The 19,671-nt window shown below is 35.5% G+C and carries 19 protein-coding genes; 18 read left to right on the top strand and 1 reads right to left on the bottom strand.

The features are described 5' to 3' along the window. The 18 genes from ACW2QF_RS09180 to ACW2QF_RS09095 form a co-directional block, all read left to right on the top strand. Nucleotides 1-867 (top strand): hypothetical protein (locus tag ACW2QF_RS09180; protein WP_455715701.1); only part of this gene is annotated, 867 nt, incomplete at its 5' end. 456 nt (nt 868-1,323) lie between these two features. Further along, entirely contained in the window at nt 1,324-2,061 is a 738-nt protein-coding gene (locus ACW2QF_RS09175; protein WP_455715700.1) for a DUF434 domain-containing protein, read from the top strand. A 249-nt stretch (nt 2,062-2,310) separates the two neighbouring features. Continuing rightward, complete coding sequence (gene nifH / locus ACW2QF_RS09170) at nt 2,311-3,129, top strand: nitrogenase iron protein (RefSeq protein WP_455715699.1); 819 nt, start codon at nt 2,311-2,313, stop codon at nt 3,127-3,129. Between the two features lie 143 nt (nt 3,130-3,272). Next, nucleotides 3,273-3,599, top strand: a complete 327-nt coding sequence (locus tag ACW2QF_RS09165) for a P-II family nitrogen regulator (protein ID WP_455715698.1) — start codon at nt 3,273-3,275, stop codon at nt 3,597-3,599. An 11-nt stretch (nt 3,600-3,610) separates the two neighbouring features. Next, nucleotides 3,611-3,997 (top strand): P-II family nitrogen regulator, encoded by a 387-nt coding sequence (locus ACW2QF_RS09160; protein WP_455715697.1) that lies wholly within the window; start codon nt 3,611-3,613, stop codon nt 3,995-3,997. 14 nt (nt 3,998-4,011) lie between these two features. Beyond that, on the top strand, nt 4,012-5,640 hold the full coding sequence (locus ACW2QF_RS09155) for a nitrogenase component I subunit alpha (protein ID WP_455715696.1): 1,629 nt from the start codon (nt 4,012-4,014) through the stop codon (nt 5,638-5,640). Further along, nucleotides 5,640-7,031 (top strand): nitrogenase component 1, encoded by a 1,392-nt coding sequence (locus tag ACW2QF_RS09150; protein ID WP_455715695.1) that lies wholly within the window; start codon nt 5,640-5,642, stop codon nt 7,029-7,031. Before ACW2QF_RS09155 ends, ACW2QF_RS09150 begins: the two co-directional genes overlap by 1 nt. A gap of 80 nt (nt 7,032-7,111) precedes the next feature. Then, nucleotides 7,112-7,321 carry a hypothetical protein gene (locus ACW2QF_RS09145; RefSeq protein ID WP_455715694.1) on the top strand — a complete coding sequence of 70 codons (210 nt, stop codon included), beginning with the start codon at nt 7,112-7,114 and terminating at the stop codon, nt 7,319-7,321. A 374-nt stretch (nt 7,322-7,695) separates the two neighbouring features. Further along, on the top strand, nt 7,696-9,084 hold the full coding sequence (gene nifE, locus ACW2QF_RS09140) for a nitrogenase iron-molybdenum cofactor biosynthesis protein NifE (RefSeq protein WP_455715693.1): 1,389 nt from the start codon (nt 7,696-7,698) through the stop codon (nt 9,082-9,084). Continuing rightward, nucleotides 9,081-11,852 carry a nitrogenase cofactor biosynthesis protein NifB gene (gene nifB / locus ACW2QF_RS09135; protein ID WP_455715692.1) on the top strand — a complete coding sequence of 924 codons (2,772 nt, stop codon included), beginning with the start codon at nt 9,081-9,083 and terminating at the stop codon, nt 11,850-11,852. The genes nifE and nifB overlap by 4 nt, the downstream gene beginning before the upstream one ends. A 227-nt stretch (nt 11,853-12,079) precedes the next feature. After that, nucleotides 12,080-12,388 (top strand): 2Fe-2S ferredoxin, encoded by a 309-nt coding sequence (locus ACW2QF_RS09130; RefSeq protein WP_455715691.1) that lies wholly within the window; start codon nt 12,080-12,082, stop codon nt 12,386-12,388. A 455-nt stretch (nt 12,389-12,843) separates the two neighbouring features. Then, the gene (locus ACW2QF_RS09125) at nt 12,844-13,797 is read left to right on the top strand and encodes a homocitrate synthase/isopropylmalate synthase family protein (protein WP_455715690.1); all 954 of its coding nucleotides are present in this window, start codon (nt 12,844-12,846) and stop codon (nt 13,795-13,797) included. Continuing rightward, complete coding sequence (locus tag ACW2QF_RS09120) at nt 13,794-14,606, top strand: homocitrate synthase (protein WP_455715689.1); 813 nt, start codon at nt 13,794-13,796, stop codon at nt 14,604-14,606. Before ACW2QF_RS09125 ends, ACW2QF_RS09120 begins: the two co-directional genes overlap by 4 nt. A gap of 22 nt (nt 14,607-14,628) precedes the next feature. Then, nucleotides 14,629-15,273: a Fe-only nitrogenase accessory AnfO family protein gene (locus ACW2QF_RS09115; protein ID WP_455715688.1), complete on the top strand. Its 645-nt coding sequence runs from the start codon at nt 14,629-14,631 to the stop codon at nt 15,271-15,273. After that, nucleotides 15,266-16,141 (top strand): hypothetical protein, encoded by an 876-nt coding sequence (locus tag ACW2QF_RS09110; RefSeq protein ID WP_455715687.1) that lies wholly within the window; start codon nt 15,266-15,268, stop codon nt 16,139-16,141. The genes ACW2QF_RS09115 and ACW2QF_RS09110 overlap by 8 nt, the downstream gene beginning before the upstream one ends. After that, a complete protein-coding gene (locus tag ACW2QF_RS09105) occupies nt 16,141-16,572 on the top strand; it encodes a hypothetical protein (protein ID WP_455715686.1) in 432 nt (143 codons plus the stop codon). Before ACW2QF_RS09110 ends, ACW2QF_RS09105 begins: the two co-directional genes overlap by 1 nt. A gap of 128 nt (nt 16,573-16,700) precedes the next feature. Further along, nucleotides 16,701-18,320: a chaperonin GroEL gene (gene groEL, locus ACW2QF_RS09100; protein ID WP_455715685.1), complete on the top strand. Its 1,620-nt coding sequence runs from the start codon at nt 16,701-16,703 to the stop codon at nt 18,318-18,320. A gap of 11 nt (nt 18,321-18,331) precedes the next feature. After that, complete coding sequence (locus ACW2QF_RS09095; protein ID WP_455715684.1) at nt 18,332-18,622, top strand: PqqD family protein; 291 nt, start codon at nt 18,332-18,334, stop codon at nt 18,620-18,622. Between the two features lie 14 nt (nt 18,623-18,636). Here ACW2QF_RS09095 and ACW2QF_RS09090 read toward each other — a convergent pair whose 3' ends face one another. Next, nucleotides 18,637-19,554: a LysR family transcriptional regulator gene (locus ACW2QF_RS09090; RefSeq protein ID WP_455715683.1), complete on the bottom strand. Its 918-nt coding sequence runs from the start codon at nt 19,552-19,554 to the stop codon at nt 18,637-18,639. Between the last annotated feature and the right edge of the window lie 117 nt (nt 19,555-19,671).

Here is a 19,671-nt window from a genome sequence, read left to right as displayed (position 1 = left end):
GATATAAAATATAGATTAATTAATAATCCTAATGAAAAATATATATTTGGTGTTAATATTTATGATGAATTAATTAAGTACTATAGTAATAATTCAATTGGTAAATCAATAATTCCACTACATATTATGTATGAGCACAAACAGTTTATGCTAGAAAGAATTTTCTTTATGATGGATAATAATTACATTCATTACGACAAAAATTTTATAGAAGCATATAAATCAATTGTACATAATTCGAAATTATGCAAATTACTTAATTTAAAGCTTGAAATAACAAGATCAAGAGAAACTTTCCAAAAAGTGATAGATTTGATTGAACAGATTAAAGTGCAAGATATAGAGTTAATGAATTTATTATATAAGATGATAAATAAAGAAGTCATGAATAAGGATAAACAATATATTTATTCAAGATCAGGTTATTGGTTTGATGTTGCCTATAATCTTAAAATGAATTTAGCTAATTCTTTTGAAATAAAGTTCAAATTACATATTATAAATAATAAATCAAAAGGTTATATAAGAATTTCAAATCAAGAATTACTTAATAGATATTGTGCGCCTATTACATTAAATATTGATGCAGAGAACGAGCAGTTTTTGGTGGGGGACATGAATGAAAAAATTGTTGTTAATGATATTGCATGTCAAGCTCAAAAAATATATAATATCAATTTTTTTATAAATTTACAGAATAGTAAATATGATATTGAAATTAGTTGTAGCAATCAAGCTATAAAATTTACGGATATATTCATTGTGGAAGATTCTAATAAATTGGATTATGTAAACAGGATAGTTATTATCCATGAAAATTCGTATCGGTATGCAATTACTGATTTGGAATATTATTGTATAGGATAGCGAAATATATAGCACTTGAACAAGTTTTTAATCAAAAAATACCTGATAACATAACCTTTAAGGAGTTGTATAACAGTTATAATGGAATCCCTTTTGAAGGTGAAAAGTTATATTCTTATTCTTTTTCAAGTGAGAGTGGAGCAAAATTTATTTCAGAAATAAATGATGATTATTGGGATATACTTCCACCTACTGATAATATATTATATTTTTTTGAAATTGACACATAAAAGTAATAAGTAAATAAGTATAAAATTACATCAATAAAAATGTCAGAAGAAAACACTATCTTATTTCTTCTGGCATTTTTGTGCTTTATATAATTTGTCCATAACCTTGTGGCGTAAGCTTTTCCTTACCCTTTAGCTAATTAGAGGAAGAAATGAATCATCTTATCCCATAGTGGAATACTAAAGGGATATGTAATGAATGATAACTAAGCACGGGAGGACCATAATGCCAAAAGTTGTGAGAAGAGGATATCATAAAGAAGATGAGCATGAATTCAAAGGAGAAGAAAAAGAAAAATTAGAGAAGGCTGCTTATGAATTGTATTTTCTATTAAATCAAGGCTATCATATAAAACATGCAGCAACCTTTATTGGGAATCACTATATGTTTTCGGAGAGGCAACGGCTAGCATTAGTACGAAGCATATCTTCTTATGAAGATTGTAAAAATAGATTATGCAAACAAATTACAAAGTCTGATGATATTAACACCGTACATGTTGATGGTTTTAATACCATTATCACACTGGAAGTGGCATTATCAGGTTGCCCAATATTCAGATCCTTAGATGGAACAATACGGGATTTAGCTGGACTTCGTGGGAATTATCGTATTATCGATAAGACAGAGAAGGCAGTACATCTTATCTGTAAGTGGCTGGTATCTAAGGAGATTAAAGAAGTAAATTTTTATTTTGATTCACCAGTGTCGAATTCAGGTAGATTAGCCAATTTAGTAAACGAAATAGCCTCCATCTATGAGATACAAGCACAGACGTGTGTGATACCAGAAGTTGATCAAACATTAGAGAAGCTTGCTAATGTAATTACTAGTGATGCAATTATTCTTAATAAGTGTATCAGTTGGATAAATATGAATGCAGATATAATTGAACAAATGAATGTCGTTTGGGAAGTTTCGATTTGTAGTAAGATACTATATGAAAATACTATATGGGCTTGATAAACTTATAACTCCATTAATCATTACAATCATAAGTCAATCCAAAGAAAGACAAAAGAATCTTAGGAATATATAAATAACCTCAATTTTCATACTAAGTTATGCATAAAAAACTCAAAGAATCAGACGTTTTTTATACAATCACGTGTATTGTGGAATAATATCCCAATCCTTATAATAGACCCAATAGAACACGAGATTGGTTCTATCAATCACACATAATATAATTGAAAAATGGAGGTAAGTGCTATGAGACAGTTGGCTATCTATGGAAAAGGTGGAATTGGTAAATCAACAACAACACAGAACTTAACAGCAGGTCTTGCTGAAATGGGTAAGCAAATAATGATCGTTGGATGCGACCCTAAGGCAGACTCAACCAGACTTGTACTTGGCGGACTCGCACAAAGAACCGTACTTGATACACTTCGTGAAGAAGGTGATGATATTGATCTAGATCAGATTATGAAAACTGGTTACGGAAATATTCGTGGTGTAGAATCAGGTGGTCCAGAGCCAGGTGTTGGATGTGCAGGACGTGGTATTATTACATCAATTAACTTACTAGAACAACTTGGTGCTTACACCGACGATCTTGACTATGTATTCTACGACGTTCTTGGCGACGTTGTATGTGGTGGTTTCGCAATGCCAATCCGTGAAGGGAAAGCACAAGAAATCTATATTGTCTGTTCAGGAGAGATGATGGCATTATATGCAGCAAACAATATATCAAAAGGTATTTTAAAATATGCATCAACAGGTGGTGTTCGCCTAGGTGGACTTATCTGTAACTCAAGAAAAGTAGATGGAGAAGCAGATCTTGTTACAGCAGTTGCAGAGAAAATTGGAACACAGATGATACATTTTGTACCTCGTGATAACGCAGTTCAAAGAGCTGAGATTAACAAGAAAACAGTTATTGATTATAGCCCACAGGAACCTCAAGCAGATGAATATAGAACCCTCGCAAAGAAAGTAGATGAGAACCAAATGCTTGTAATTCCTAATCCAATGAAGATTGATGATTTGGAAGCAATCCTTATGGAACATGGTATGTTAGAGTAAAAAATAAATTAACAACTCTAAATGAAGTCTTTTATGTGCGAAGTTTGAGTTAACAATATTAATAATGTTGCAGGTAAATTAGTAATTCATAGAATGTATGATTACGCAGCAGTCGAATTCTTTCGATGTGGAAAGGAGAACTTATGTATCTAGTAAGATCAATTATCAGACCTGAAAAAGTGAATGAGGTTCTATCAGAATTATTATCAGCAGGATTTCCAGCGGTAACTAAGATGGATGTATTTGGACGTGGTAAGCAAAAAGGTATCCGAATTGGAGATGTTACATATGATGAGATTCCTAAGGAGATGCTTTTAATGGTAGTTAAGGACGAAGATAAAGACGACGCAATCAAGATTATCATGAAATACGCAAGAACAGGCGAGAATGGTAATTATGGTGATGGTAGAATATTCGTCAGTCCAGTGGAAGAGGCTTACACAATCAGTACGAAAACGAAAGATCTATAGGGGGTACTGCTATGAAAGAAGTCTTAATTATAGTTAGGCAAGATAAGGTGAGTAAAACGAAAGTAGCTTTAACAGAAGCAGGAATTCTGGGTTTTACATGCAGAAAGGTAATGGGAAGAGGTAAGAAATTATTTTCCCCTGAACTATATTCTGTGCTAGATTATGGAGATGTACCAGCCAATTCCATCGGTGAGTGTTTTACAGAAGGAAGTCGTCTGATTCCAAAACGTCTTTTTATAGTAGTTGCTCAAGATGAAGATGTGAATAAGATAATCGATGCAGTTATGGAAGTAAATAGCACTAAAAACCCGGGTGACGGAAAAATCTTTGTATTGCCGGTTACTTCGGCATACCGTATCAGAGATGGAAAGCAGCAAGAAGACTCTGATTCATATTAGGAAGGAGTGAGAATATGGTTTCACATGGCAACGAGTTAAGAGATAAAGTCCTTGAAAAATATAGCGCAAAAGTATACAGAAACAGAAAACAACACGTTCTTTCCATTGATTCAGAATCAAGTAATGAGATTCTTGCAAATGTGCGTACAATTCCTGGTATCATTACCCAAAGAGGCTGTTGTTTTGCAGGTTGTAAAGGTGTAGTTCTTGCCCCTTTGAGTGATAATGCTATTATCGTTCACGGACCAATCGGTTGTTCCTTCTATACATGGGGAACGAGAAGACATAAGCAAGTTGAGACAGATCGACATGGTGAACATGCAGATTGCTATGTGGAGTATTGCTTCTCAACAGATATGCAAGAGCCAAACATCGTATTTGGTGGAGAGAAGAAGTTAAAAAAGGCGATTGAGGAATGTATGGAGATTTATCATCCTAAGATGATTAGTATCTGTTCCACATGTCCAGTTGGTCTGATCGGTGATGATATTCATGCAATAGCAAAATGGGCTAGAGAAGAATATCCAGGTCTAATGTGTGTGGCATTTTCATGTGAAGGTTACAAAGGAGTTACGCAATCGGCAGGGCATCATATTGCTTCGAATCAAATTATTCGTTTTATTGTTGGTACCGGAGATCATAAACCAGAAAAGAAATTCTCCGTTAATATTCTAGGTGAATATAATATCGGTGGTGATGGATGGGAGATTGAAAGAATCCTGAATCGATGTGGTATCGAGGTAGTTAGTGCTATGACGGGAACAAGTTGTTATAGAGATATAAAGAATGCACATCTAGCAGATTTGAACTTAGTGCAATGTCACCGTTCTATTAATTATGTAGCAGACATGATGAAAGATAAATATGGTATGGACTGGATTAAGGTTAACTTTATCGGTGTGGATGCTACGAAGAAATCAATACGTGCTATAGGTGCATATTTTAATGATCCAGATCTTAGTGCAAGAATTGAAGAAATAATTGCTGATGAAGAAGCTACTATTATAGATGAGATGGAATACTACAAAAGTAAGCTAAAAGGGAAAACAGCAGCAATCTATGTAGGTGGTTCTCGTTCTCATCATTATCAATTGTTATTACAAGATCTTGGAATGAAGACAGTATTGGCTGGTTATGAGTTTGCACATCGAGATGATTACGAAGGAAGAAGTGTAATCCCTGATATTAAGGTAGATGCGGATTCAAAGAATATTGAGAATCTGACTATACAACCAGATGAGAGATTTTATAATGCTGATCGAATTACACCAGAGCATAGAAAAGAACTAGAAGAGAATCCCAATGTTGAACTTAACGATTACCAAGGTATGTATCCTGATATGGAGGATGGTTCTATTATTGCCGATGACTTGAATCATTTTGAAACAGAGGAATTTCTAAAGGCATTAAAACCAGATGTATTCTTCTCAGGAATTAAAGATAAGTTTGTTGTTCAAAAATCAGGCATGTTATCAAGACAAATACATTCCTACGATTATCAAGGACCATATACCTGTTTCCAAGGTGCAGCTAGATTTGGGCATGACCTTGTAATGGGATTATATGTGCCAGCATGGAGCTTCATTAAAGCACCATGGAAGAATCAAGCCACACTCGTAGGAAGATTAGGAGGTGGGGAATAATGCTTAATTATACACCAAAAGAAGTTGTAGATAGAGAAGCACTTGTCATTAATCCTTGTAAAACCTGTCAGCCAGTAGGTGCTTTGTATGCAGCACTTGGTGTTCATGGTTGTCTTCCACACAGTCATGGATCACAAGGGTGTGTAGCGTTCCATAGAATGTACCTCACAAGACATTTTAAAGATCCCATTCAAGGGTCGTCAAGTTCATTTACAGAAGGTGCATCAGTATTTGGTGGTGGTTCAAACTTAAAGACAGCGGTTAAGAATATATTCGATTTGTATAACCCAGATATTATAGCCGTACATACCACTTGTCTTTCTGAAACAATAGGTGATGATTTGAATTCCCTCTTAATTGATATATCCCCAACCCTTCCTGAAGGTAAATATATTGTCCATGCAAATACACCTAGTTATTTTGGATCACACATCAATGGATTTTTCAATATGGTAAATGGATTTGTTAAGTATCTTAGCGTGAAAACAGGCACATCGAATGGAAAGTTAGCATTATTCCCTGGCTGGTTAAATCCTGGTGATTATCGTGAATTAAAACAAATTATGAAACAAATGAAAGTTCCATTTATTATGTTACCTGATACAGATGGAACAGTAGATACACCTACAACAGGGGAATATGTAATGTATGAACAAGGAGGTACTACAATCGAAGAGATTAAGTCACTTGGTGATTGCAAGAGTTCTCTTGGTATTGGTATGACGGTTTCTTCTCCAAGCGTAGATGCTCTTGATAAAAAATGCAAAGTAAAGGGAAATACCATACCATATCCAATTGGTGTCGATGCAACGGATGCATTTGTACTAAAACTACAAGAATTTTCTGCTGAAGAAGTTCCAGCTAGCCTTGAGAAACAAAGAGGTCAACTTGTAGATATGATGATTGATACACACCAATATACTTACGAGAAGAAGGTTGCAATCTATGGTGATCCTGATTTTGTTATAGGAATGATGTCCTTATGTTTAGAACTTGGAATGATCCCGAAATATTGTATAACAGGTACTCCAACTCCAACCTTTGAAGAGGAAGGTAAGAGCCTATTAGAGAAATACGGCGTGAAAGAAGAGTGTAAAGTGCAAGCAGCAAATCAGTTAAAGACTACGACAGACCTTTTCCTGCTTCATCAATGGATTAAGAATGAACCAGTGGATTTACTAATCGGTGGTACTCATGGTAAGCACATTGCGAGAGCAGAAGACATTCCACTAGTTAGGGCAGGTTTTGACGTTATCGATCGTTATTGTCATTCTTATTTTCCAATAGTGGGTTATGAAGGAGCAATGAGATTGGTGGAGAAAATCACCAATGCGTTAATGGATTATCAAGATAGCCATTGTGAAGAAAAAGATGTGGAGATGGTAATGTAAGATGAGTAAAATTGAATTGAATTTAGGAATTGTAAGGACCTATGCAGCTGATATTCGATTAAGGAAAAGGAGTAATGTGAATGCAAATCGAGGAAAAGTATTTATCCGATTTAAAAGGGCAGAAATTTCTTCTCCTAGAAGAGATGGAGGAGTTTGTAAAGAAAACCTTGGGTGCTTATGATACGTATGGTGAAAGAGGTATTCTTTACATAATAATGAATAGAGGCGATAAAGAGGAGATAGAACTTAACTATTCTTTCTTTGATAAAAATTATCATTTAGAAGTGTAGGTATAATCTAAAAGTATTACAGTATTCTGTAATAGTTAATACAAAATATTGATATTAAAATATGATATAGGAGCTATAGAAATATCTTATAGACCGTTGATAAAAAAAGTATTGACTAAAATAGGAAAATGGAATATTATAACAGAAATTCATAGCGGGGGTAAAGACGACACCGTCTTTTTACCCCCGCTTTCTGCATACTATGGAGACAGTAGGTAAAATTGGATTCAGGTGTCAAAAGCTCTTCAGAAAACTTGGCTTCGTCAATTTGCACATTCACAAACCTGACAAATGTTATGCAGAACATAGTTTGATGAGCAAAATATAAAGCGAGCTTTTGACACCTGAATCTAGTGAAAGGAGGATGTGTATTTATGGAAAATAGCAGGGAAGTAAATGTCTTAGATGAAAGAAAGCAGTTTATCTTGTTTAAAAGCAATGGTGGCTGTAGTGGAAATGGTATCAAATGTGATTCAGATTCGGTATCAGGTGCTGTTAGCCAACGTGCATGTGTGTATTGTGGAGCAAGAGTAGTACTAAACCCAATAACAGATGCATATCACATTGTCCATGGTCCAATTGGATGTTCAAGTTATACTTGGGATATCCGAGGCAGCCTTTCTAGTGATAGTGACCTATATAGGAATAGTTTTTGTACGGATCTTCGAGAAACAGATGTTATATTCGGAGGAGAGAAAAAGCTAATTGCCGCTATTGATGAACTGGTAGAAAAACAAAATGCTAAACTAATATTCGTATATGCAACTTGTATCGTTGGTGTTATTGGAGATGATGTTGAGGCTGTGTGTAAGAATATGTCTGAAAAATATGGAATACGAGTTATTCCAGTTAAGTCACCAGGTTTCTCTGGTAATAAATCAACAGGATACAAGATGGCTTGTAATGCCATTATGCAACTTATATCACCATATCATACGGAAGAAAAGATAGAAGGCATCAATATACTAGGAGATTTTAATCTAGCAGGAGAGATGTGGATTATAAAAAACTATCTCGATAAGATTGGTATTAAAGTGGTTTCAACCTTCACAGGAGATGCCAATTATAAGAATATGATAGAAGCTCCAAAAGCCACATTGAACATTGTGCAATGTGCAGGTTCCTCTGTATATCTGGCAAACCGAATGGAGGAGGAATTTGGAATCCCTTTCATTAAGGTTAGTTTCTTTGGAATTGAGGATACTTCAAGTTCCCTAGTTAGAATAGCAGAAGTATTGAAGAATGAAGTAGCAAAGAAGAAAGCTATCGAATTTTGCAAAGAAGAAGCTCAAAAATTAGAAGGCTTCCTTGATCAATATCGTAAGAATCTACAGGGTAAAAAAGTTGCAATTTACGTTGGCGGAGGATTTAAGGCAATATCGCTAATCAAACAATTTGATTTCATGGGTATGAAGACAGTTGTAGTTGGGACTCAAACAGGTAAGAAAGATGATTATGAGATTATTGAGCAGTTAGTAGGAGACGAAGCAGTTATTCTAGATGATGCAAATCCAGCTGAACTAGAAACATTTATGAAGGAAAAAGAAGCAGATATCTTAGTTGGAGGTGTTAAGGAACGACCACTTGCTTATAAACTAGGCATAGCATTTTGTGATCATAATCACGAAAGAAAACATGCTCTTGCGGGATTTGAAGGGGTTTATAACTTCACCATAGAAATCAATCAAAGTATCAATAATCCTGTATGGGAATATATAAAAGATAGCGAGACTTTAGAAAGTGGGAAGGAGTGTGACTTATGAAAACAAAAGTACAACCGTTAGTTAATCTTAACGTTAACCCATGTAAGATGTGTATGCCCATGGGAGCGATGACCGCCTTCTACGGAATTAAGAATTGTGTATCAATTTTGCATGGCTCACAAGGCTGTAGTACTTATATAAGACGTCACATGGCAACGCACTATAATGAGCCAATTGACATTGCCTCATCTTCCCTCACGGAACATGGAACTGTATATGGGGGAGAAGAAAATCTAAAAAAGGGTTTAACAAATCTGATTGATCTGTATCATCCACAGGTAGTTGGAGTTGCAACAACTTGTTTGGCAGAAACCATCGGTGAAGATATTAACCGAATTATTCAGACATATTATGAAGAGAATCCAGATAAGATGGATGTAACGATTATTCCTGTTCATTCAGCAGGTTACGGAGGAACCCAATTTGAAGGGTATTTTGCAGCATTATCTTCTATCGTATCAGAAGTAGAGATGGATATCACAGCTCATAATAAGATAAATATAATTGCTTCCTACATGAGTCCAGCTGATATGCGTACATTGAAGGAAGTCTGTAAGGCTTTTGAATTAGAGATTATCTTATTACCTGACCTATCAGAGAATCTTGATGATGTATATAGAAAGAAATACAATAGATTACCCGCAAATGGAACTGATATTGCGGATATTAAACAAATGGCTGGAGCAAGAGCTACCATTGAGATTAGCAATATAGATATGGATAACTCACCGGGTAAAATCTTGAAAGAAAAGTTTGGAGTACCGTATACCAGAGTTAATGTTCCAGTAGGATTACGAGATAATGATGAATTCCTCAAAGTTCTTAGTAAAATCAGTGATAAGCAAATTCCGCATACATTGAAGCAACAAAGAGGAAGATATCTAGATGCTATGATTGATAGTCACAAATATAATTCAGAAGGTAGAGCAGTGGTATTTGGAGAACCTGATTTCATAATCTCAATCATTCGAATCTGTGAAGAAAATGGAATTATGCCCATGATTACCGCTACGGGTTCCGTATTTCCACGCCTCGGTAGCTATGTAAAGGAAGAGGTAGAAAATATCGCAAAGCGCTATTTCGTGGAAGATTATATGATTGCAGATGATGTTGATTTCAAAGATATTGAAACGGCCGCAGAACGATATGATTGTAATATGATGATAGGAAATTCAGATGGGCGAAGAATTGAAGAACATCTACAAATCGCACTGGTAAGAAGAAGCTTTCCTGTACATGACCGCGTGGGAGGTCAAAGGCTTAAGACAATTGGATATGAAGGTTCGCTTACTTTGTTAGATGAGATATCCAATGCAATTCTATCAAGAAAAGAAAGCACATTTAGAGAGGTGATTTACAAAGCGTATTATCGAGAAGAAAAGCCAGAAGTAATGCAGACAGATAAATCAAGTAGTATTACAGATCAATCAAGTGGTAATACAGATAAACCAAGTAACAACACGGAACAATCAATAAATAATACAAATCAAGCTAGTACATCAGATACAACAGAGAGTCAAGAATTAGAAACACCTAAGACAATGACTGCAGAAGAGATAAGACAACAAGAGATTTTGGCAAAGACAGCAACCCATCCTTGCTATAACTGTGCTGGTCACAAGTACGCAAGAATGCATCTTCCAGTAGCTCCAAGATGTAATGTGCAATGTAATTATTGTGTACGAAAATTTGATTGTCCTAATGAAAGCAGGCCAGGTGTTACAACTAAGGTATTAACTCCAGAAGAGGCATTTGAGAAATACAAGGTAGTGAAGGAGAAAGTACCAAATCTTACTGTGGTAGGAATTGCAGGACCAGGAGATGCTCTTGCTAATTTTGATGAGACAAAGCGAACGATGGAATTAATTAAGGAGTACGATCCAGATGTTACTTTCTGTTTATCAACGAATGGCTTATTATTACCAACCTATGCACAAGACCTTATTAACTTAGGAGTTTCTCATGTGACTGTAACAATCAATGCAGTAGATCCCAAGATAGCAGCTAAGATCTATAAGTATATCAACTTCATGGGAACAAGATACGAGGGCGAAAGTGCAGGAGCAATCCTACTATCCAATCAGTTAAGTGGCTTGCGAATTCTTGTAGCTAATGGCGTTGTCTGTAAGGTGAATATTGTTACATTGAGAGGAATAAACGATACTCATATTCCACAGATCGTAGAAACAATGAAGGAAATAGGTTGCTATATTACCAATATCATGCCAATGATTCCGGTTGAAGGTAGTAAATTTCAGAATATGACTTCTTTATCTAACAAAGAGATAGAGAAACTACGAAAAGATTGTGGATTAATTATGAAGCAAATGACACATTGTAAACAGTGTAGAGCAGATGCAATTGGAACGTTAGATCATGATTTGAGTTTGGAATATAAGGGATATCAACCTCAGGTTAAAGAGAATACAAAAGAAGTGTATCGATTCGCAGTAGCTAGTAGAAATGGTATGTGCATAGATGAGCATTTCGGTCATGTTAAGGAATGGTATATTTATGAATATAAGAATGATTCGGTTACATATATTGAAAAACGTAAGGTAGGTCAGTATTGCTTAGGCAGTGACGTATGCGATGAAAAGGAAGATAAGATTTCTCCTATTATTGCAGCAATTGCAGATTGTAACGGTGTAATCGTTATGCGAATAGGTGAGTCACCAAGAAGGCAGTTAGAAGAGAAGAAAATTGCCGTAATTGTAACTTATGATAGAATTGAAGATGCAGTAATGAAAGCTGCACATAACCTTTAGTTTGGCCGAGTCAGCCTGAGCTGAGGCAGGATGCCGAATCGAAGGCGATTCCGTATCAATTAATGAATGTAGATGTACACACTAGAAGTATTTAGATGTGTAGCGTGTTTTGTGACATAGTACTTCAACTAAGAAGTTACGAAAACGTATATGGAGTTTTGCATTCAATATTTAAATACACAAGTACATCGATAAACTAAGATGAATAAGAGAAGGAGATGATAAGTATGGTACAACCAAAATTTCACGTATTTATATGCACAAGCTGTACAATTACAGGTCAGCAAAGAGGGTATTGTTACAATAGTAAGTCGGTTGATATATTACAAAAATTCATGGAGGAGATTAATGAACGTGATTTATCCAGCGAAGTAGTATTAAATAACACAGGATGTTTTGGTATTTGCGATAAGGGACCAATTGCAGTTGTCTACCCAGAAGGTGTCTGGTATGGACATCTGACCGCTGATGACGTAGAAAGAATATTCGATGAACATTTTGAGGGTGGGACTCCGGTTGCGGATTTAATGATATAAAAAATAAAATCTCAGAGGATCAAAAGGCTTAATTAAGGTTAAAAGTGAATATCAATAATATTGATTCATTAGCTAACTTACCTGTACTTGTGTATCAATAAAGTATAAAAGCAAAACTCTTAATAGTGTAGATTTACTTCTTATCTGACGTACTATGGCTAAGAAACGATAGCGAAACAGCTATAGTACTTCTTAGTGTGTATGTGATACCCTAGGAAGGTGAGGCATGGAGGCCGAGCCAGCCTGAGCTGAGGCAGGATGCCGAATCGAAGGCGATTCCGTTTCAATTGATGAATGTAGATATACACACTTAGAAGTACTTAGATGTGTAGCGTGTTTTGTGCCATAGTACGTCAGATAAGAAGTTAGAAAACTAATATAGAGTTTTGCATCAAAGATTATATATACACAAGTACTACCTTTTGACACCCAAATAAAATTAGGAAGGTGATATCATGCAGATTATTGACGCTACATTAAGTATGTTGGACTTAACTCCTCCGACAAGGGAACAGGCAGGTGAATTTATTCGGTTGTTTATGGCATGTGGTATTCTTGATTTCATGGTATCGGAACAATTATATCCTATAATTGAACCAGTATTAATACCAGGAGCTTCCTATTATATGGAGATCGATTCTGTATCGGATCGAAGAAAATATCCTTTGATTAAGCATTTTCTACAACCAAAAACAATACAAAAAGATACGATAACCATTGTTCAGATGAATGATACAAGAGAGATTTTGCATCTTAGAAATTACACATCATCGAAAGAGGGTGCCCTAAAAGGTATGGATGACTTCATGTGTTTTGATTTTGATACAGCGCTAAAAGAGATTTTTTCTATTATAGATAAGAAAAAGATTATCTTCATACCTGAGAATAGCAATGAATGTGCTACAGCTGAGGTGGTTATGTTTATCAAGGCAGGAGGAAAGAAAGTAGTTACTACCTTCGCTGGAATCGGGAATAAAGCAGCAACAGAACAAGTTATTTTAGCTCTTAGATTGAATCAACATTATAAAGTGAATCAGGACTTAAGCAAATTTCCAGAATTAAAATGTCTCTATGAAGAAATCACGGGAGATAAGATACCAGGTAAGATGCCTGTGATTGGAGAGACTATATTCTGGGTAGAATCTGGGATTCATGTAGATGGAATATTAAAAAAATCCTCAAATTACGAAACATTTCCACCTGAGATGGTGGGGCAAGTAAGAAGGATATTGATTGGTAAGCATTCGGGGCTCACTTCTATTAAAGTAAAGTTAGAAGAACTAGGCTATGACGAAATAGAGAAAGATAAATGTTTATTGATTTTACAGAATGTAAAATTAGAAAGTAATAAAGTGTGTAGGAATTTAAAAGACGGAGAAATAAGATCAATCATTGAGGGATGCCTATGAAGATAAAGAAAAAAATCGTAGACACAACATTACGTGATGGGGAACAATGTCCAGGTATCGTATTTCGGCCAGAAGATAAGATTCGATTAGGCTTACTGCTTGATAAACTTGGAGTGTATGAAATTGAAGCTGGTTGTGTAGATATTCATTCCGATGATTTGCAATACCTAGATAAGTTAATGGGGCAAAAGAAAAATGCATTGGTATCACTTTGGTGTCGAATGCGTCAAGAAGATGTGGAAGAAGCTTGTCTTTTTCAACCAGATTTAATTCATGTTGGTGTACCGGTATCCTACGTGCAGATTTATTCAAAGCTTAACAAGAACAAGGTATGGGTTCAAAGAGAGATAAAAAGCTGTCTTGAGATTGCAAATAATTATAATATTCCCGTAACAGTAGGACTTGAAGATGCAACCAGAGCAGATATTGGTTTTATCTTAACATTAGTTCGCCAACTTTATTCCATGGGGGTTAAAACAGTTAGGGTTGCAGATACCGTAGGGACTCTAACGCCAGATCGAGGATTTGAAATTGTAAAACAAATTCATAGTGCAGTGAAAGAACTAAACATAGAAATACATGAACATAATGATCTAGGAATGGCAGTAGCCAATTCCATTGTTATGGCAAAGGCTGGTGGTACAATGATCGATTGCACACTTCTTGGAATAGGTGAACGAGTAGGCAACTGCAATCTGTATGATTTTGCTCATGCCACTGAAACGATATTCGATCTAGGAATAGATAAGAAGAAGATTAAAGAAGTAGAACAGGAACTTATTGATATTCTGAAAGGTGGGGTTGAATAACACCGCAAGGAAAGGAGTAAATATGAGATTTTTTGTTTTGGCAGATATGGAAGGGAATATAACGGATTTTTTTCACGCACAAAAGCTTATAATCTATGAAAAGACAATGCAATGGGTACCAGTTGATGAAGTTAAAATTGTGAATACACAGAATATGACAAGATCAGAGATTGAGAATCTATCACAAAATATTTGTACGATCATTAAGGAACAGGATAGCGAGATGTTAATAGGCACAGAAATTGTGGGCATTCCTTATCAGATACTCAATAAGAATGGAATAATTATGTGTGAAACAGATGGGATATCTCAGAACATATTTGATGAAATCTATGATGATTTTTATAATACTTTTGAAGATGAGGAGGTACAAGTAGAAGATGCGCCGCCCTATCCGGTTTGTGTTGCTGAAGATGGATTCTATTATTTTGATTTTGATAAGGCTATGAAAGTACATCCTACCTTGAGTTCGAAGAAGAGGTTAATACCTTTTCTAGAACAAGAGCTATATACTTGTCTAACTATTAGATGTTCACATATTATGCCTTGGCTAGAGTATTATACCGAGCAACACGGATTATCAATGGATTATAAACGAGAAGATGGAGTGTATATTGTGAATATCATGCATGGATTATGTGAAAGAGTGGGTGAATACAATGGATGAGGTAAGTATTGTATTAGGTGAGAATACCTTCATTCCAAGGTATTCTAATCCAGATACAAGGTCGCGTTACAAAGAATCTGTAGCAAGATATGAAGATGGTAAATTGAAATCCATATATTTAGAATCTATAATCGGAATTCATACGCCTGTTGGTATTTTAAATGCAGAATATATAACATTTTATAGAAACGAGAAGATTCATAGAGTATTCCCTGTATATGGACAAATTAGTGGGTTTTGGTCAGAAGAGGAAGAAAAAGTGTTGTTATCCAAAAGTTCTGTGAAGATTGGAGACACGTTGTATTCTGGAATGTTTTCCTGCATCTGTTTTTATGAGACTGGTGAAGTGAAGAGTTTAACAATATGGCCAGGAGAACAGATAGAAGTTGATACTAATTATGGGAGCATTACAGTAAGGTATGGAATTGAGTTCTATGAAAATGGAGCGATTAAGTCCTTAGAGCCAGATAAAGCCACAGTAATTGCTCATGATACTGGACAATATGTTGCTCATAATCCTCTTGCGGTTGGAATAACAGGAGATAATAATTCTTTATGTTTTGATGAGTCGGGAAAGGTGATCAAACTTACTACCGTACTTACAGGAATTCGGTGCATTCCACTTGATGGTGAGCCAGAGTTTGAATTGAAAGCAAAACTAATGCTAAGTCCTTATGATATTATGGATGAAATTTTGATTCCTGTTGAGATTGTATTTGAAAAGGATGGAATTACATTTACAGATAGTAGAAGGATAACAAATTTCTATTCTAGTAAACAGTATTCATTTGTTGCATATCAAGAAAGAGAAAATATACCGTATATGTATTGCAGCGATTGTAGTAACTGCAATGGTGGTTGTCATTGATGGAGGTGATTAGATTGGTAAAAGATAAGATATTTGAATGCAAGTTGGTGTTACCAGGTAAATATTATGTACAGCTTACAGATGAGGGGAAAGAACTATATACGGAAGGCCAAAAGGGTATGGAAGTTGCATTCCCAGTTGAGTTTACCGATGGGGTAACATTAGCGGATTGTGTGCCAGCATTTGTGGAGTCGGTTTACCTTGAATTTAATCGTAAGTATGAGATAGCAGAAGATACAAATGTTAAATGTGAATTGTATAAGTTAGGAAAGACGGATGAAGTATTCAATTTACTTGTTACAATTTCTTATCCAGAGTCTGATAAGGAGTTCTATGAATTACTTATATTTAAACAAGTAGAGCTTACGGATGAGTGTTTTACATTTGAACTAATGGGAGATCAGACCATGTTTAATATGGAGAAATATTAATTGGTTGAATACGTACTAGGATAGTATAGCAATATAGTAAAAGCAAAACTCTCAATATGTCAGCTTAGAAGCAACGAAAAATGATCAGAGTTTTGCAATAACAAGTTAACCAAAGAGAGGGGATTATTATGCTGAAGGATATGATATATGATAAAGAAGCGATTCAGACGATGGCGGAGGGAATCCTCTTAGTTTGCAAAATATTAGAACCGACCTATGGACCATCTGGGCGTAGTATTGTTATGGAGAATTCCAGTAAAACAGTTGTTGTTACAAGCAGTAGTTCGCAAATCCTGCAAGATTTTAAAACAGAGGACTTATTCCTTGATGAAGGCGTACAACTTATACGTGATGCGGTGCTAAATATGGGGGAACGTGTAGGGGATGGGTCTACATTAATGGCATTATTGGTAAAAGGAATGGTGGAAGAGGGGATTAAATACCTTGCAGCTGGCGTTAGTAGTGTGTATTTGCGAAGAGGATTGAAGAAGGCGTTGACGGAGGCATTAGATAAAATAGATGAGTCAACTGAATATATTAGAGCTACAGAGTCCTTAATTAAAGCGGTAAAAGCCTCTTGCCATGATTATGAGATTGCAAAGATGGCTGTAGAGACATATGAAGAAGTATCAAGTCAAGGAGTTGTGCTTGTTAAGCTATCAAACAGCGTAGATCATTATGTGGAGTATGAAAAAGGAATGGTGCTGAAACAAGGATATCTATCACCACACTTTTGTACAAAAGGAAAGGATGGTATCAAGTATAACAATCCCTACATATTGATTACCGATTATACGATTTCTAATTTTCATGTAATTTTACCAATTCTTGAGCAGATTATGACTACAGGTAATCCCATTATTATAATTGCTGAAGAAGTTGTGGGTGAAGCTCTTGCTATGCTGATTCAAAATCATACCCAAGGAATATTCAAAACGGTGGCAATTAAAGCAGAAGGATACAAATCTAGAAAAGAGGATTTGCTTGAGGATCTAGCTATATTAACAGGTGGTACCTTGATAAAGGAAGGTAGAGGAGATGAACTAGAAAAGGTTACTCTTGACATGTTAGGCAAAGCGAAAGAAGTAACTATTACGAAGGATTATACTACCATAATTGGTGGCATGGGACAGGAATGGCAGATTACCAACCGTATTAAAGAGATTATGGAAATTATAGGAGATGAGAAAACCAAACCATATGATAAGGAAAAGCATCGAGAACGGATTGGTAGACTTAAAACAGGAGTTGCTGTCTTGTATGCAGGAGGTAGAACAAGCCACGAGATTAGAGAGAACAAAACAAGGATGGACGAAGCAGTGAAAACGGCTAGGAACATTCTTGATGGAGGAATGATCCCCGGTGGAGGAAGTTTTTTAAGGCAGTTATCAAATAGATTAGATGAGACATACGTAGAGAATGAAGAGGAACGTTATGGTGTGAGTTTGTTACAAGCAGCTTGTAGGGTGCCTCTAAAGACCTTATGTAAGTTTAGTGGTCTTACTATCCATGCAATTGATAGTAAGAATAATGATACTAAGATGTTTGGTTATGATGTTGAGAGAGATATGATTACTGATATGCAAGAATCGGGTATTATGGATTCTTCTATTGTAGTAAAAATGGCTCTTAATCAAGCAGTAAGCGTTGTTTATGAATGGTTAGATAGTGCTGTTTTAATGGTAAGTACTGCGCCAGATAGGGAAGATATGGAGTTGTTGAAACAAGGTGTTCCAATAATGAGATAACGGAGGGCATGATGTTAGTAAAGAAGATAAGATTAAAACAAGGGTATGTACTTCGTGAAATGGGTGGAGAGTTTAATATATTCAGTGAACTTGATAAAATGAATGGCTCTCTAGTTTGCATGCCATCTATTAATGAATTAGGTATCGCACTTTGGACACAACTAGAGAAAGGAACTGATTGTGAAGGGCTGATTCAATATACGATGGAGCGTAACGAAGTAGATGAAGAGGAAGCAGAGTTAGATGTGGGAGAATTCCTTGCTAAATTAATTCATGCGGGGATTGTTGAATATGAAAAGTAAATATCGCCACGGCATCATGCACGAAGAAGTGTTTTTGATGCCGTGTTTTTAGTAGTGTAGAGTTGACAAGCATCAATGAAACAATGCATGTGAGCAGTAAGATTTTTGCTCTTATGATACATGATTACTAGATTTCTAGATAAGTTAACATCCTTAATGTTAAGTTCTACTAATTTACCTGTATTAAGTTGATTTTTAACTGCTTCATATGGGAGTATTGTAATACCGATATTTTTCTTGCATTCGTTAATTAAAGAAGTTGCACTAATGCTTTCCCAAACAGGAGTAAAAGAATAACCGTTTGAAATCATAATATTTTCAAACATATCACGAACACCCACGCCTTTTTCCCTGGTTAGAAATCGTTCGTGTGCTATGTCAGATAAGAATACCGTGTCAGCACCTGCTAGATGATGTGAAGGAGATACAACAGCCACAATTCGGTCATGGAAGAATGGTTGCTGTATCATATCGGTGTCAGCTGAAGAAAAAGATTCTTCCACTAATGCAAGATCAAGTTCATTGCTTCGAAGAAGATCTTTCATGTATGCGGCTTTGTTGATGATTACATTGATTTCGGTTTTAGGGTGATCGGTAGAGAATTTATCACAGATATCACCAAGCATATGAATTCCCAAGGTATAATTACCACCAACACGGATTTTCTCTACTATATTTCCAGATTGAAGCTTAGTTATGGATTCTTCATAAAGGGATAAAATCTTATTCGCATAATCGTACAAGCAATGTCCTGATTCTGTTATGTATAATTTCTGAGATAATCGTTCAAATAATTTTTTTTCATAAAAATTTTCTAACTCTTTAATGGCTTGACTTACTGAAGGCTGAGTCATATATAGATTCTTAGCAGCAGAAGTCATGTTTAAGGTTTTGTAGACTTCGATAAATATTGTCAAATGTCGTAATGTCATTCTATCCCTCCTTAATATAGCGGTATGTTTTCTAAGATATTCCTTTTTGAGTTATCTAATTATACGTGAATTGTAAAATGAAACGCAACCCATTCATCTACAATTAATAGTTATTTT

The organism is Anaerosporobacter sp. (assembly GCF_965301125.1).
Note: the sequence above shows the minus strand (reverse complement) of the source record. Positions and strands in the feature narration are given on the sequence as shown.

What these genes read in the sequence shown, in the direction of transcription:
- ACW2QF_RS09175 (WP_455715700.1), top strand. Translation starts at nt 1,324, where the DNA reads ATGCCAAAAGTTGTGAGAAGAGGATATCATAAAGAAGATGAGCATGAA.
- nifH (WP_455715699.1), top strand. Translation starts at nt 2,311, where the DNA reads ATGAGACAGTTGGCTATCTATGGAAAAGGTGGAATTGGTAAATCAACA.
- ACW2QF_RS09165 (WP_455715698.1), top strand. Translation starts at nt 3,273, where the DNA reads ATGTATCTAGTAAGATCAATTATCAGACCTGAAAAAGTGAATGAGGTT.
- ACW2QF_RS09160 (WP_455715697.1), top strand. Translation starts at nt 3,611, where the DNA reads ATGAAAGAAGTCTTAATTATAGTTAGGCAAGATAAGGTGAGTAAAACG.
- ACW2QF_RS09155 (WP_455715696.1), top strand. Translation starts at nt 4,012, where the DNA reads ATGGTTTCACATGGCAACGAGTTAAGAGATAAAGTCCTTGAAAAATAT.
- ACW2QF_RS09150 (WP_455715695.1), top strand. Translation starts at nt 5,640, where the DNA reads ATGCTTAATTATACACCAAAAGAAGTTGTAGATAGAGAAGCACTTGTC.
- ACW2QF_RS09145 (WP_455715694.1), top strand. Translation starts at nt 7,112, where the DNA reads ATGCAAATCGAGGAAAAGTATTTATCCGATTTAAAAGGGCAGAAATTT.
- nifE (WP_455715693.1), top strand. Translation starts at nt 7,696, where the DNA reads ATGGAAAATAGCAGGGAAGTAAATGTCTTAGATGAAAGAAAGCAGTTT.
- nifB (WP_455715692.1), top strand. Translation starts at nt 9,081, where the DNA reads ATGAAAACAAAAGTACAACCGTTAGTTAATCTTAACGTTAACCCATGT.
- ACW2QF_RS09130 (WP_455715691.1), top strand. Translation starts at nt 12,080, where the DNA reads ATGGTACAACCAAAATTTCACGTATTTATATGCACAAGCTGTACAATT.
- ACW2QF_RS09125 (WP_455715690.1), top strand. Translation starts at nt 12,844, where the DNA reads ATGCAGATTATTGACGCTACATTAAGTATGTTGGACTTAACTCCTCCG.
- ACW2QF_RS09120 (WP_455715689.1), top strand. Translation starts at nt 13,794, where the DNA reads ATGAAGATAAAGAAAAAAATCGTAGACACAACATTACGTGATGGGGAA.
- ACW2QF_RS09115 (WP_455715688.1), top strand. Translation starts at nt 14,629, where the DNA reads ATGAGATTTTTTGTTTTGGCAGATATGGAAGGGAATATAACGGATTTT.
- ACW2QF_RS09110 (WP_455715687.1), top strand. Translation starts at nt 15,266, where the DNA reads ATGGATGAGGTAAGTATTGTATTAGGTGAGAATACCTTCATTCCAAGG.
- ACW2QF_RS09105 (WP_455715686.1), top strand. Translation starts at nt 16,141, where the DNA reads ATGGAGGTGATTAGATTGGTAAAAGATAAGATATTTGAATGCAAGTTG.
- groEL (WP_455715685.1), top strand. Translation starts at nt 16,701, where the DNA reads ATGCTGAAGGATATGATATATGATAAAGAAGCGATTCAGACGATGGCG.
- ACW2QF_RS09095 (WP_455715684.1), top strand. Translation starts at nt 18,332, where the DNA reads ATGTTAGTAAAGAAGATAAGATTAAAACAAGGGTATGTACTTCGTGAA.
- ACW2QF_RS09090 (WP_455715683.1), bottom strand. Translation starts at nt 19,554, where the DNA reads ATGACATTACGACATTTGACAATATTTATCGAAGTCTACAAAACCTTA.